The 13,863-nt window shown below is 69.5% G+C and carries 14 protein-coding genes; 10 read left to right on the forward strand and 4 right to left on the reverse strand.

Going from position 1 to position 13,863, the window contains the following annotated elements; all coding sequences use genetic code 11:
* The first annotated feature begins 94 nt into the window (after nucleotides 1-94).
* Nucleotides 95-391 (forward strand): helix-turn-helix transcriptional regulator, encoded by a 297-nt coding sequence (locus ABZX30_RS13630; protein WP_355932799.1) that lies wholly within the window; start codon nucleotides 95-97, stop codon nucleotides 389-391.
* A gap of 1 nt (nucleotide 392) precedes the next feature.
* A complete protein-coding gene (locus ABZX30_RS13635) occupies nucleotides 393-1,706 on the forward strand; it encodes a tyrosine-type recombinase/integrase (RefSeq protein WP_355933023.1) in 1,314 nt (437 codons plus the stop codon).
* Between the two features lie 61 nt (nucleotides 1,707-1,767).
* On the opposite strand, the gene ABZX30_RS13640 is transcribed toward ABZX30_RS13635, so the two are convergent.
* From ABZX30_RS13640 to ABZX30_RS13650, 3 genes are all read right to left on the reverse strand, one after another.
* Nucleotides 1,768-2,205 carry a cytidine deaminase gene (locus ABZX30_RS13640; protein ID WP_181800932.1) on the reverse strand — a complete coding sequence of 146 codons (438 nt, stop codon included), beginning with the start codon at nucleotides 2,203-2,205 and terminating at the stop codon, nucleotides 1,768-1,770.
* Nucleotides 2,206-2,226: 21 nt separating this feature from the next.
* A complete protein-coding gene (locus ABZX30_RS13645; protein ID WP_355932802.1) occupies nucleotides 2,227-3,360 on the reverse strand; it encodes an IS630 family transposase in 1,134 nt (377 codons plus the stop codon).
* Between the two features lie 138 nt (nucleotides 3,361-3,498).
* Nucleotides 3,499-3,936 (reverse strand): hypothetical protein, encoded by a 438-nt coding sequence (locus tag ABZX30_RS13650; protein WP_003974483.1) that lies wholly within the window; start codon nucleotides 3,934-3,936, stop codon nucleotides 3,499-3,501.
* 485 nt (nucleotides 3,937-4,421) lie between these two features.
* Here ABZX30_RS13650 and hemL point away from each other — a divergent pair, with 485 nt between their 5' ends.
* From hemL to ABZX30_RS13690, 8 genes are all read left to right on the forward strand, one after another.
* Nucleotides 4,422-5,741 (forward strand): glutamate-1-semialdehyde 2,1-aminomutase, encoded by a 1,320-nt coding sequence (hemL, locus tag ABZX30_RS13655; RefSeq protein ID WP_355933026.1) that lies wholly within the window; start codon nucleotides 4,422-4,424, stop codon nucleotides 5,739-5,741.
* Nucleotides 5,738-6,442, forward strand: a complete 705-nt coding sequence (locus tag ABZX30_RS13660; RefSeq protein ID WP_355932805.1) for a histidine phosphatase family protein — start codon at nucleotides 5,738-5,740, stop codon at nucleotides 6,440-6,442. Before hemL ends, ABZX30_RS13660 begins: the two co-directional genes overlap by 4 nt.
* A gap of 187 nt (nucleotides 6,443-6,629) precedes the next feature.
* On the forward strand, nucleotides 6,630-7,925 hold the full coding sequence (locus ABZX30_RS13665; protein WP_355932808.1) for a hypothetical protein: 1,296 nt from the start codon (nucleotides 6,630-6,632) through the stop codon (nucleotides 7,923-7,925).
* Nucleotides 7,926-8,072: 147 nt separating this feature from the next.
* Nucleotides 8,073-8,660: a TlpA disulfide reductase family protein gene (locus tag ABZX30_RS13670; RefSeq protein ID WP_355932811.1), complete on the forward strand. Its 588-nt coding sequence runs from the start codon at nucleotides 8,073-8,075 to the stop codon at nucleotides 8,658-8,660.
* 1 nt (nucleotide 8,661) lies between these two features.
* Complete coding sequence (locus ABZX30_RS13675) at nucleotides 8,662-9,435, forward strand: cytochrome c biogenesis protein CcdA (protein WP_355932813.1); 774 nt, start codon at nucleotides 8,662-8,664, stop codon at nucleotides 9,433-9,435.
* Nucleotides 9,436-9,439: 4 nt separating this feature from the next.
* Nucleotides 9,440-11,170: a cytochrome c biogenesis protein ResB gene (locus ABZX30_RS13680; RefSeq protein ID WP_355932816.1), complete on the forward strand. Its 1,731-nt coding sequence runs from the start codon at nucleotides 9,440-9,442 to the stop codon at nucleotides 11,168-11,170.
* Nucleotides 11,167-12,246, forward strand: a complete 1,080-nt coding sequence (gene ccsB / locus ABZX30_RS13685) for a c-type cytochrome biogenesis protein CcsB (RefSeq protein ID WP_355932819.1) — start codon at nucleotides 11,167-11,169, stop codon at nucleotides 12,244-12,246. Before ABZX30_RS13680 ends, ccsB begins: the two co-directional genes overlap by 4 nt.
* A 108-nt stretch (nucleotides 12,247-12,354) precedes the next feature.
* Complete coding sequence (locus tag ABZX30_RS13690) at nucleotides 12,355-12,798, forward strand: SRPBCC domain-containing protein (protein ID WP_355932822.1); 444 nt, start codon at nucleotides 12,355-12,357, stop codon at nucleotides 12,796-12,798.
* Between the two features lie 571 nt (nucleotides 12,799-13,369).
* Here the strand turns inward: ABZX30_RS13690 and ABZX30_RS13695 are convergent.
* Nucleotides 13,370-13,846, reverse strand: coding sequence for a nucleoside deaminase (locus ABZX30_RS13695; RefSeq protein ID WP_355932824.1), 477 nt, complete (start codon nucleotides 13,844-13,846; stop codon nucleotides 13,370-13,372).
* Nucleotides 13,847-13,863 lie beyond the last annotated feature (17 nt).

Consider the following 13,863-nt stretch of genomic DNA (forward strand, 5'->3'; position numbering starts at 1 on the left):
CCAGCACGGCAGGACTCCCCGATCAGCCCCGATATGCCTGTGCCACACGTTCCAGCGACAACAAACGCGACACTACGTCACATACCGCCCTCTCATGGCAACTCGACCCGTTGAAATAGGCCCCGCCGGCCTCCACGCCGCCCGCGCCATAGAGCGAATACGCATCGCGCGCGGCCTGACCCAGCACCAGCTGGCTGTCCGATGCACCGCGCTGGGCCGCCCGATGTCCAACACAGCCCTCAGCCGCACCGAGCGCGCCCACCGCCGCTGTGACGTCGACGACCTCGTCGCGATCGCCGCCGCCCTCGGCGTCTCGCACGCAGTCCTGCTGCCTCTGGAGACCTCTCTGCTCCAGACCTGGGAGCGCATCCAGGGGGTCCTTCTTGGCTGACGTGTACGACCGCTGGCACAAGTCCCACCCCAAGCCCACCGAGGACGAGTGCGGTGAACACAAGAGCCGTACGCGGCAGATGGTCCCCACCGCCGATCACGGCGTCGGCAAGCGGTGGCAGGTCCGCTACCGCGATCTGGACGGCCGTCAGCGAAAGGAGAACTTCGACACCAAGGCCGAGGCGGACAACCGGGCCGCCGAGGTCGACGTCGAGATCCGGCGCGGCTCCTACGTCGTACCAGCCGAGACGAAGCAGACGCTCGGCGCCTACGCGCAGAAGTGGCTGGACGCGAACTCCGTCGGTCCGACGACAGCCCTCCGCTACGAGGCGACGGTCCGCAACCACATCGTCGAGCACCTCGGGCGACGCGAGCTGCGTTCCCTCAACCAGCCCTCGGTCATCCAGGGCTGGATCCGCAGGCTCCAGGACGCCCGCCTGGAGGTGTCGACGATCGAGGGCATTTTCGACATCCTCTCCAGCATCCTCGGCGCGGCCGTGGAGGATGGGCTGCTGCCGAAGAACCCCTGCAAGGCGAAGTCGGTCAAGCTGCCGACCGCGACCAAGAAGAAGATCATCCCTTGGCCGCTGGAGCGCGTCCGGGCAGTCCTCGCCGGTCTGCCCAAGCGCTTCCAGGCCGGAGGCAAGCTCGCGTTCGGCTGCGGGCTGCGTCAGGGCGAGGTGTTCGGCTTCGCCGTCGAGGACATCGACTTCAAGGGCGGCTGGATCCACGTCAACCGCCAGGTGCGGCTCGTCGGCACGAAGCCCGTCTTCGCCCTGCCCAAGGGGAACAAGATCCGGTCCGTGCCTCTATCGGCCCAGCTTGCCGCAGCCCTCAAGGCCCACATGAAGGAGTTCCCGCCGGTCGAAGTCGCCCTGCCCTGGGCCAAGCCGGACGGCGAGCCGAAGACCTTCCGTCTCCTCTTCGTCGACGAGAAGGGGCGGGCCTACAACCGCAGTGTCTTCAACATGGGGGACTGGAAGCGCGCTCTGGCTTCCGCCGGCGTGATCCCTCCCCGCGAGCGCGGGGCGAAGTACCTCCAGGCGGCTCCCGAAGACGGGATGCACGCTCTCCGGCACGCCTACGCCTCCGTGCTCCTGGACGCGGGGGAGAGCATCAAAGCGCTCTCCGAGTACCTCGGCCACTCGGACCCGGGCTTCACGCTGCGGACGTACACGCACCTGCTGCCGTCCAGCGAGATCCGCACCCGCAAGGCGATAGACGACGCCTTCGCCGAAGCCGCAGCAGCAGAGGCTCAGGGCGCATCAGTGCCCCCAGAGAAACCCATGTGCCCTCAATGTGCCCTGGCCGCCTGACGGCTTCCCTCGGGCACTAGTGCCGCAACAGGCAACGTTTGCCCTGTAACCGCCTGGGGCGTCAGTTCGTGCTGAGGGGTGCGCTCTCCTCAGCGTCGAGCTGGTGGTCCGCCCAGATGTAGCTTTCGGGAAGCAGGTCGGTGACGGGCACCATCCGGAGGCCGTCGCTTGTCCCGACGATGACCTTCAGGGCTGGGAAGTAGTCAAGTAGGACCTGGCGGCAGCGGCCGCATGGGGGCACGACGCCTCGGTCGCGGTCGCCCACGGCGACGATGGTGTCCAGGTCGTAGGTGCCCTGGGCGGCAGCAGCGCCGATGAGGACCAGCTCCGCGCAGGGGCCTCCGGTGAAGTGGTAGGCGTTCACCGCGGTGATGATCCGGCCGTCACGGGCGCGGGCCGCAGCCGCCATGGTGTGGTTGTCGCCCCGGCAGCGTGTGGCCGCGACGTGCGCTGCTGCCCGGATCAGCTCGTGGTCGACGCGGTCGGTCTGTGTGGTCATCTTCTCTGCTTTCATGCGGTTTCAGGCGACGTTGGCCCTGTCGACGACGGCGCGCAGGCGCCGGTCGTCGGCGTGGCGGTTTCGCCAGATGATGTAGCGGCGGATCATGCTGCCCTGCTCCTTGTGGCTGGCGTGGTCGGTGCCATCGAGGGTGAAGTAGCGCAGGGCCGTGAACTGGGCTTCTATGCGGTTGAGCCAGGAGCTGTTGGTCGGGGTGTAGGCGATCTCGACATTGTTCGCTGCCGCCCAGGTGCCGACCCGCTGGCACTTCTTCGTGGTCAGGTGCGGGGAGTAGTTGTCACAGACGATCGCGATCCGCACTTCTCGGGGGTAGAGGGTGCGGAGGTAGCGGCAGAACTCCAGGAACTGGGTGCGCTTCTTGACCGGCTTGATGTGGCCGTAGAGCTTGTCCTTGGCCAGGTCCAGGGCGGCGAACAGATGCCGCACTCCGCCGTAGCGGTTGTAGGTCGCCCGCCGCCTGCGGCGTGGTTCGCGGTCGGGCTCCTTGTGCTTGCCGGAACGTTCGGCCCACTGCCGGCCCGGGTGGGGCATCAGGTTGAGCGGCCCGAACTCGTCCATGCAGAAGACGACTTCGGGCTCGTCCGCCTCGGGTATGACCTCGCCGTCGGCGATCGCGTAGAGGTGCTCGACGCGGGCTTTCTTGGCCGCGTAGTCGGGGTCGCGGGAGGTCTTCCAGGTCTTTATGCGTTGAAAGGAGACGCCTTCCTCGCGGAGCAGGATGCGCAGGCCCTCGTGGCTGATGTCGTCGACCACCCCCTCGGCGACCAGGAAGTCCGCCAGCTTGGTCAGGCTCCACGTCGAAAAGGGCAGGTCGTGTTCGGTCGGCTTGGACTTCGCGATCTTCTTGATCTCGCGCCGCTCGGGCAGGGTGAATGTCTTGGGCCGGCCGCCCTTGTACTTCGGATACAGGGAATCGAAGCCGTCGGCGTTGAAGTTGTGGATCACATCCCGGACCCGGTCTGCGCTGGTGAACGTCACTTCGGCGATCTTCGCCACTGGCATGCCCTGGGCGGACAGCAGGACCATCTGGGCGCGCCGCCAGGTCACCACCGACCCGGTTCCGCGGCGGATGATCCGAAGCAGCCGCCTGCCTTCGTCATCGTCGACCTCGCGTACACGTACTCGTTCTGCCACCCGGACAGGGTGACGATCACGCGCCACCCGGCACAGCACCGGGACGGCGCGTCACATCACAACAGGGCAAACGTTGCCTGCTACGGCACTAGCGAGGGCGGGGTCCGAAACCCCACCCGAACCCCGCGAAACCCCAGCTCACGGCCACACAAGGCAATAAGGCTGATGCCCCGCCTCATGCAGCCGATGCGAGAAGTCCTGCCACTCGTGCAGCAGTTGGTACACGTTGAACGCGTCCCGGGGTCCGCCCCGGTCCGGCACCGTGGACCAGATGAACGCCGCCGCGCCGACCGCCTCCTCGCCGATGCCCCGCAGGGGGTCGACGACGGTCATCGGGAGTTTCACGACCGCGTAGTCGGGGTGCAGGACGACCAGTTCCAGGGGCGGCACCTTGTGCAGGGGGACACCCTCGATGCCGGTGAGGACCATCGCGGCCATCGTCTCCGGCTTGATCTTGGTGAACATCCCGTTCATGCCGAGCTCGTCGCCGCCGAGCTCCTCGGGGCGCATCGAGATCGGTACGCGGGCCGCGGTCGCGCCGTCCGGCGCGCCGAAGTATTTGTACGTCACCCCCACCCGACCACCATTCCCGCTGTCCGCCCTCAACCGGTCCACTCGACGATCAATACGTCGGTCGAGCCCGTCCGGCTCATCCGGTACGCCCTGTGCTTGACGTGCCTCGTCCGCTTCCTCCGCCTCGCGCCGGTGCCTTCCCCGCCGGGCACGTCGAGGACCAAGGTCATCAGTCCCCTCGCCCAGTCCGCCACCGCGATGCATATCTCCACCCGACTGCTTTTCTAGGACGCGTGGCGCCCGCCGCGCAACCCGATCATCGTGTCAGTGACCTCCCCCACGGCCGCCCGCCGAAACGTGCGGGGAAACAACAGTCGCAGGATCATGTACCAGTCTCGCAGATGGCAGCGGTTCGACCACGTGTTTGCCCTCGGCACCCCCCCGCTTTGTCGGGCCGGTTCCCGCGTCGGCCTACCCTGAGGAGGTCACCCTGTCCGAGAAGGTGGGAGAAGCCGCAGGTCATGAGTGAAGTCAACTCCTCGGGAGCGCTGCCGGCAGCGCCCTATCCCTACGAGGCGCCCGTCTCACAGGCACTGTTCGACCGTGCGGCCGCCGTCACGCCGGGCGGCGTGAACTCCCCGGTGCGCGCCTTCCGCGCCGTGGGCGGCACGCCCCGGTTCATGGTGTCCGGCAACGGCCCGTACCTGACCGACGCCGACGGCCGGGAGTACGTGGACCTGGTGTGCTCCTGGGGGCCGATGATCCTGGGGCACTCCCACCCCGAGGTGATCGCCGCCGTGCAGGAGGCCGTGGCGCGCGGCACGTCCTTCGGTACGCCCGGTGAGGGCGAGGTCGCCCTCGCGGAGGAGATCGTCGCCCGGGTCGAGCCCGTCGAGCAGGTGCGGCTGGTGTCCAGCGGGACCGAGGCCACCATGTCGGCGATCCGGCTCGCCCGCGGGTTCACGCAGCGGTCCAAGGTGATCAAGTTCGCCGGGTGCTACCACGGGCACGTCGACTCGCTGCTCGCCGCCGCGGGCTCCGGCGTCGCCACCTTCGCGCTGCCCGACACCCCCGGCGTCACCGGCGCCCAGGCCGGCGACACGATCGTGCTGCCGTACAACGACCTCGAGGCCGTGCACGCCGCCTTCCACGCCCACCCCGGCGAGATCGCCTGCGTGATCACGGAGGCCTCGCCCGGCAACATGGGCGTCGTACCGCCGCTGCCCGGCTTCAACCAGGGGCTGAAGGACGCCTGCGCGCAGAACGGGGCCCTCTACATCTCCGACGAGGTGATGACCGGCTTCCGCACCAGCCGCGCCGGGTGGTACGGCATCGACGGGGTCAGGCCGGACCTCATGACCTTGGGCAAGGTCATGGGCGGCGGCTTCCCGGCCGCGGCCTTCGGCGGCCGGGCCGACGTCATGGCGCACCTCGCGCCCGCCGGGCCCGTCTACCAGGCCGGCACCCTCTCCGGGAACCCGGTGGCCACCGCCGCGGGCCTCGCCCAGCTGCGGCTGCTCGACGACGCCGCGTACGACAAGGTCGACGCGGTCTCCGGGCAGATCCAGGGCCTGGTCACCGAGGCGCTCAGCAAGGAGGGCGTGGCGCACCGGCTGCAGAGCGCCTCCAACATGTTCTCCGTCTTCTTCACGGACCGTTCCGTGCGGAACTACGAGGACGCCAAGCGGCAGGACTCCTTCCGCTTCACTGCCTTCTTCCACTCGTTGCTGGCGAACGGCGTCTACCTGCCGCCGTCGTCCTTCGAGTCCTGGTTCGTCTCCACGGCCCATGACGAGCGGGCCGTCCAGAAGATCGCCGACGCCCTTCCGGCGGCGGCCCGAGCTGCGGCGGAGGCCACGGCAGCATGAGCGACAGCAGGGACAGCAGGGACGGCAAGGACATCACCGTCGTCCACCTCATGCGGCACGGCGAAGTCGAGAACCCGACCGGCGTCCTCTACGGGCGGCTGCCCGGCTACCGCCTCTCCGCGCTGGGCCGTCAGATGGCCGAGCGGGTCGCCGAGCACCTCGCCCCGCGCGACGTGACGTACGTCGTCGCCTCACCGCTGGAGCGGGCGCAGGAGACCGCGACCCCGATCGCCAAGGCGCACGGCCTGGACCTGGACACCGACGAGCGGCTCATCGAGGCCGAGAACGTCTTCCAGGGCAAGACCTTCGGCGTCGGGGACGGGGCGCTGCGCCGGCCGGAGAACTGGAAGCACCTGGTCAACCCGTTCAAGCCGTCCTGGGGGGAGCCGTACGTCGACCAGGTCGTGCGGATGATGGGCGCGCTGAACGCGGCGAAGGACCGGGCGCGCGGGCACGAGGCGGTGCTGGTGAGCCACCAGCTGCCGATCTGGATCGTGCGGTCGTACGTCGAGCGGCGGCGGCTGTGGCACGACCCGCGCAAGCGGCAGTGCACCCTCGCGTCCCTGACGACTTTCACCTACCAGGGGGACAGGGTCGTCTCCGTCGGCTACTCCGAGCCCGCCCGCGACCTCGTCCCGGCCCATCTGCTGGCCGGTGCGAAGCCGGTGAAGGGGCAGCAGGGGAAGGCGTTCGGGGCCTGAGGCGACCCCGCGGCGGCCCCGTGGCGGTCCTGAGGCGCCACTGAAGCCGTCCTGAGACGTTCGTCACAGGGGCTCGGAACCGTTTGTGGCATGTGTTGTGAATTATCTGAAAAACAGGGGAACCTCCCCGTTCGTCACGCCCTCTGAGTGGGTGACCACCAGCAGGACGTGACGAACAGGGGTTTCCATGCGCACCTTCTCCCGACGAGGGACACTCGGCCTCGGCACGGGAGTCGCGGCCGCCGCCTCCCTCGCGGGCTGCGGAACGCTCGACGCGTCAGACGGCGGCAGGCACGGTTCCGGTTCCGGTCCGGGCTCCGGCAAGGGGCGTTCCGGCGGTCACGGCGGTGGCGCCGGCGCCCGTCCCGCCCGCCCCCTCGGCGACGGCTCCACGTCCTTCACCGGCAAGCAGCCCCACCAGCCCGCCGGGCCCGAGCCGCTGCGGCCCGGTCAGGAGCCGCCGCAGTTCGTCGTCTTCTCCTGGGACGGGGCCGGCGAGGTCGGCAACGGGCTCTTCCCGCGCTTCCTGGACCTCGCCAAGGAGCACGGCGCGAGCATGACGTTCTTCCTCTCCGGGCTGTACCTGCTGCCCGAGTCGAAGAAGCGGCTGTACGAACCGCCGAACAACCCGCGCGGCGCCTCCGACATCGGCTACCTCACCGACGAGCACATCAAGGCGACGCTGGCCAACGTCCACCGCGCCTGGCTCGAGGGCCACGAGATCGGCACCCACTTCAACGGGCACTTCTGCTCCGGCCGCGGCACGGTCGGCAACTGGACCCCGCAGCAGTGGAAGAGCGAGATAAGGCAGGCGAAGTCCTTCGTGAAGGAGTGGCGGACCAACACCGGCTGGAAGGACCTGCCGGCGCTGCCGTTCGACTACGACAAGGAACTCGTCGGCGGCCGTACGCCCTGTCTGCTCGGCCAGGGCAACCTGCTGCCCACCGCCCGCGAGCTCGGGTGGCGCTACGACGCCTCCTCGCCGGGCGGCCGTCAGGTGTGGCCGGGCACGCGCATGGGGATCTGGGACCTGCCCTTGCAGCAGATACCTTTCCCCGGACACTCCTTCGAGGTCCTCTCGATGGACTACAACATCCTCGCCAACCAGTCCGTCAACTCCACCAAGGCCCCGTCCTACAACTACCCGGGCTGGCGGCACCAGGCCGCCCAGGCCTACATATCCGGCTTCAAGCGGGCGTATGAGACGAACCGGGCGCCCTTCTTCGTCGGCAACCACTTCGAGCAGTGGAACGGCGGCATCTACATGGACGCCGTCGAGGAGGCGTTCAAGCACATCGCCCGGGAGAAGGAGAAGGGCGCGGACGTGCGGCTGGTCTCCTTCAAGCAGTTCGTGGACTGGCTGGACGTGCAGCGGCCCGAGGTGCTCGCCGAGCTGCGTACGCTGGATGTCGGGCAGCGGCCGGCGGGCGGCTGGAAGGGCTTCCTGCCGGACACGAAGCCGGCCTCCTCGGACGCCGCCTGAGAGCCCTCCCGAAAGCCTCCCGGGGAGCCTGCCGGAAAGCCCTTCGGAAAGCCCCCCGGGAAGCCCCTGGAAGCCGCCTGAAATGCGGTTTTCCGCCCGCAAGGGGGGTGCCCGCCGGTCCTGGAACGGGCATGCGAAACTTTTCACATGACTTCCCGCAGTCGCCTCCTGCTCGCCGCCTCGGCCGCCGCGGCAGCCGTGACCCTGTCCGCGTGCGGTGCGGGCGGCGTGTCCGGCGGTGGCGGCAACACCAACTTCGTCACCGGCAACAACGGCATCGACACGGCCGCCAAGGGCCACCGGGACGCCGCGCCCGACCTGTCCGGCAAGACCATCGACGGCAAGACCCTCGATGTCGCCGACTACAAGGGCAAGGTGGTCGTCGTCAACATCTGGGGCTCCTGGTGCGGGCCGTGCCGCGCTGAGGGCAAGTACTTCGCCAAGGTCTCCAAGGAGTACCAGGACAAGGGCGTCCAGTTCGTCGGCATCAACACCCGGGACTCCAGCACCACCCCGGCGGTCGCCTTCGAGAAGGACCGGGGGATCACCTACCCGAGCCTGTACGACCCGACCGGCAAGCTGATGCTCCGCTTCAAGAAGGGCACGCTCAACCCGCAGCTGGTCCCCACCACGCTGATCCTCGACCGGGACGGGAAGATCGCCGCGCGGGCGCTCCAGGCGCTCAGCGAGGAGAGCCTGCTGAAGATGATCAAGCCGGTCCTCGCGGAGAAGTGACGTGAGTGCGTTCGTCACGCTCGCCGCGGAGACGGGCCGCAACGAGACCGTCCTGAACGGCGCCCTGCTGCTCGCCCTGCCCATCGCCGTGCTCGGCGGTCTCGTCTCCTTCTTCTCCCCGTGCGTCCTGCCCCTCGTCCCCGGCTACCTCTCCTATGTGACCGGCGTCACCGGCGCCGACCTGGGGGACACCCGCCGGGGCCGGATGGTGGCGGGCGCCTCACTGTTCGTGCTCGGCTTCACGGCGGTGTTCGTCTCCGGCGGGGCGCTGTTCGGTTTCTTCGGGTCCACGCTCCAGGAGTACAAGGACACCCTGACCAAGGTGCTCGGCGGGCTCATGATCCTGCTGGGCGTGTTCTTCATGGGGCTGATGCCCTGGCTGACCCAGCGTGAGTTCCGCTTCCACAAGCGGCCCGCCACCGGTCTGGTGGGCGCGCCCCTCCTCGGTGCCCTGTTCGGCATCGGCTGGACGCCCTGCCTCGGCCCGACCCTGGCCTCCGTCGTCGCCCTGTCGTCCCAGCAGGCGAGCGCCGGCCGCGGCGCCGTACTGACCGTCGCGTACTGTCTGGGACTCGGTGTGCCCTTCGTCCTCACCGCGGTCGCCTTCCGCAAGGCCCTCGGCGCGTTCGGCTGGGTCAAGCGCCACTATGTCTGGGTGATGCGCATCGGCGGCACGATGATGATCGTGACCGGTGTGCTGCTGCTGACCGGCGCGTGGGACCGTCTCGTGCAGGAGATGCAGACCTGGTCCGACGGCTTCACTGTGGGGATCTGACCCGATGAGCACGACTGAGAAGAACAGGCCCGACGACCTTCCGGGCGGCGGCACCGAGGACCAGGACCTGGGGGCGGCCGGCTCCCAGCTGTCCACCGCCCCGCAGGAGGAGGCGGTGAGCCTGCCCTCCCTCGGCGTCATCGGCTGGGTCCGCTGGTTCTGGCGCCAGCTGACCTCCATGCGGGTCGCGCTGCTGCTGCTCCTGCTGCTGTCGCTCGGCGCGATCCCCGGCTCGCTGATCCCGCAGACCGGCGCCGACATCAACAAGGTCGCCGACTTCCGCAAGTCCCACACGACCCTCGCGCCGGTCTACGACAAGCTCGGCCTCTTCCACGTCTACAGCTCGGTGTGGTTCTCCGCGATCTACATCCTGCTGTTCGTCTCCCTCATCGGCTGCATCGTCCCGCGCACCTGGCAGTTCGTCGGCCAGCTGCGCGGCCGCCCGCCCGCCGCGCCCAAGCGGCTGACCCGGCTGCCCGCCTACACCACCTGGCGCACCGGGGCCGACCCCGAGCAGGTCCGCGAGGCCGCGCTCGCCCTGCTGAAGAAGCGCCGCTTCCGCGCCCACGTCACCGGTGACGCCGTCGCCGCCGAGAAGGGTTACGTGCGCGAGCTGGGCAACCTGGTCTTCCACATCGCGCTGATCGTGCTGCTGGTCGCCTTCGCCTCGGGCCAGCTGTTCAAGTCGGACGGCACCAAGCTGGTCGTCGAGGGCGAGGGGTTCGCCAACTCGATCCTCCAGTACGACGACTTCAAGTCCGGCAGCCTCTTCAAGAGCGACGACCTGGTGCCCTTCAGCTTCGACCTGAAGGACTTCCAGGGCACCTACGAGCTCGACGGCCCCAACAAGGGCACCCCGCGCACCTTCCAGGCGAAGATCGATTACACCAGGGGCGCGTACGGCAAGAAGCGGCCGACGACCATCAAGGTCAACGAGCCGCTCAAGATCGACGATGCCAAGGTCTACCTCGTCAGCCACGGCTACGCACCCGTCATCACCGTCCGCGACGGCAAGGGCGAGGTCGTCTACCGCCAGGCCGTACCGCTGCTGCCGCTCGACGGGAACGTCAGCTCGCAGGGCGTCATCAAGGTCATGGACGGCTACCGCAACGCCCGGGGCGTCAGCGAGCAGCTCGGCGTGAAGGCCTTCTTCCTGCCGACCTACGGCGGGGGCGCCTCGGTGCTCTCCCAGTTCCCGGCCCTGCTGAACCCGGTGCTGAACCTGGAGCCGTACCACGGCGACCTCGGCGTCGACTCGGGCCTCCCGCAGAGCGTGTACCAGCTCGACAAGACCCACATGAAGGCGTTCGAGGACGCCAAGGGCGCGCAGCTGAGGGACAACCTCAGGCCCGGCCAGACCATGCAGCTGCCGAACGGCGCCGGCTCGATCACCTTCGAGAAGGACGTCAGGGAATGGGCCGGCTTCGAGATCGTCCAGGAGCCGGGCAGCGGCTGGGCGCTCGGCGGCGCGCTCGCCGCGATCTTCGGCCTCGCCGCCTCCCTGTTCATCCAGCGCCGCCGCGTCTGGGTGCGGGCCGTCCGCGGCGCCGACGGCGTCACGGTCGTCGAGATGGCCGGCCTCGGCCGCAGCGAGTCAGCCAAGGTGCCCGAGGAGCTCGGCGACCTCGCCGGGATCCTCTACGACCAGGCGCCGGGGGCACCCGGCCCCGACGACGACCCCGCAGAATCCCCCGACCCCGAAGTCGTACCTGCCGAAGGGGCTGAGAAGAAGTGAATCTCGCCACCGCCACCAACGAACACCTCGCGAGCCTCAGCAACACGCTGATCTACTCGTCGATGGCCGTCTACACCCTGGCCTTCTTCGCCTACATCGCCGAATGGCTCTTCGGCAGCCGCAGCAAGGTGGCCCGCACGGCCGCCGCGCTCACCGCGGACACCAGGGCCGCGACGGGGCCCGCCGTCACCGTGAAGCAGGCCGGCGGGACCGCCGTGCTGGAGCGGCCCAAGGTCGTCGTCCGGTCCGCGGCCGGCGCCCGGGACGTGCCGGACGGGCCCGGCGCCCACGGCGGTGACGAGCAGGGCGACCTCTACGGCCGGATCGCCGTCTCCCTCACCGTGCTCGCCTTCCTCGTGGAGCTGGCCGGTGTCGTCGCCCGCGCGGCCTCCGTGGAGCGGGCGCCATGGGGCAACATGTACGAGTTCAACATCACCTTCTCCACGGTCGCGGTCGGCGTGTACCTGGCGCTGCTGGCCCTGAAGAAGAACGTCCGCTGGCTCGGCCTGTTCCTGGTCACCACGGTCCTGCTCGACCTGGGCCTCGCGGTCACCGTCCTCTACACGGCGAGCGACCAGCTGGTCCCGGCCCTGCACTCGTACTGGCTGTACATCCACGTCTCCACCGCGATCTTCTGCGGCGCGGTGTTCTACGTCGGCGCGGTCGCCACGATCCTGTACCTGTTCAAGGACGCGTACGAGAACAAGCTGCAGACCGGCGGCAAGCCCGGGACCTTCGCCACCTCGGTGCTGGAGCGGCTGCCCGCCTCCGCCTCGCTCGACAAGTTCGCCTATCGCGTCAACGCGGCCGTCTTCCCGCTGTGGACGTTCACGATCATCGCGGGCGCGATCTGGGCCGGCGACGCCTGGGGCCGTTACTGGAACTGGGACCCCAAGGAGACCTGGTCCTTCATCACCTGGGTCGCCTACGCCTGCTACCTGCACGCCCGCGCCACGGCCGGCTGGAAGGGCCGCAAGGCCGCCTACCTGGCGCTGATCGCCTTCGGCTGCTGGCTGTTCAACTACTACGGCGTCAACATCTTCGTCACCGGCAAGCACTCCTACGCGGGCGTGTGACCGCTGACGGCGGGAGGCCGGTTCCTGTGACGCGGGTCATGGGGACCGGCCTTCGTTCGTCCGGGCAGGCGGGGTGCGCAACCCCGGGCCAAGGGTCAGGCTGGTGTCATGACCGGTTCCATCGAACAGGGCCCCAGCCAGACCCACGGGAACACGCACATCCTGCACTTCCTGGTGCGGCTTCCGCGGCCCGTGGAGAAGGTCTGGCCCGCCCTCGCCACGCCGGAGGGGCTGACGGACTGGTTCGGGGACGTCGACGTGCTGGTGCCCCGGCTCGGCGGGACCGTCGCGCTGCGCGGGCTGGGGGCCGGCGAGGTCACCGCGTGGGACGTGGAACGGGTCGCCGAGTACACCGTCGAGGGCGGCGGACGCCTCCGCTTCCATCTGGAGCGGGACGGGGAGCGGGGGGCCGTGCTGCGGTTCACCCATGAGTTCCGGGGCGAGGGGGAGGTCCGGGACGAGGGGGAGACGGGGCCGGACTGGCGGACTCGATTCGAACACCTGATCGAGAAGCTGGCGGAGGAGCGGGAGGACCCCCCGGGGCCCTCATGACGGAGGCAGGCACTCCTTCCCCGGTGGCTTCCCCCGCGGCCAGGCCGTCTTCACGAAACGCGAGCCGCCCTCGGGGACGAGCTCCACGATCGGCACCGCCTTGTCGTACGGATTGCCGTGCGCGTCCAGGCAGATCCAGTCGCGGGTTGCCGCCGGTCAACCGGTGCGTGGCGTGCGGGAGTCGGGGAGGCACCGGAAGCTCGTCGCAGACCGCGCCGACGACGTGCAGGGTGTCGTCGGGGCTGAGCGGCGGCAGCGACACCAGCAGCGCCCGGGAGGACGGCACGGCCGCGTCCGGGGTCCAGTCGCTGCGCCGGGCCACCTCGGGCAGACCGCGGCGGACGGCGTTGCGCAGTGCCTCCCGCCCGTCGCCGCGCCGGGCGCCGACGAACACCACCCGGTCGGCGAGAGCGAGCCCCGCCGGATCCGTGTCGAACAGGGCCCCACGCCCGTGCAGACGTCTGTGCACCACATTCCCCCTCGAACTTCACTGTAGGAAGGGGCAGTTGCTTCCGACCAGATCGCGTGGTGTCCGTTGGGTCATGAATCGGCCCGGACGGCCGGCCGGGGCTCAGGCGCCACCGCTGTCACCGGCGCCGTCATCGCCGATGTCCTCGTTCCACAGGGCCGGGTTCCGCTCGATGAAGCCGCGCATCAGCGCCGTGCACTCGGGGTCGTCGAGGAGGACCACCTCCACACCGTGCCGGGCGAGCCAGTCGTGCCCGCCGTGGAAGGTGACCGCCTCGCCCACCACCACCCGCGGGATGCCGAACTGCCGGACGAGACCGGAGCAGTACCAGCACGGCGAGAGCGTGGTCACCATCGTCGTGCCCCGGTACGTCCGCTGCCGTCCCGCCGCGCGGAAGGCCGCCGTCTCCGCGTGCGCCGAGGGGTCACCGTCCTGGACCCGGCGGTTGCGGCCGCGGCCGAGGAGGGTGCCGTCGGGGCCGTAGAGCGCGGCCCCGATCGGGATGCCGCCCTCGGCGAGCCCGGCGCGGGCCTCGGCGACGGCGGTGGCGAGCCAGGCGCGGGCCTGTTCCTGTTCCATGCCTCCACTGTCCTCCC

It is taken from the genome of Streptomyces sp. NPDC004542 (assembly GCF_040610035.1).
Lineage (GTDB): Bacteria > Actinomycetota > Actinomycetes > Streptomycetales > Streptomycetaceae > Streptomyces.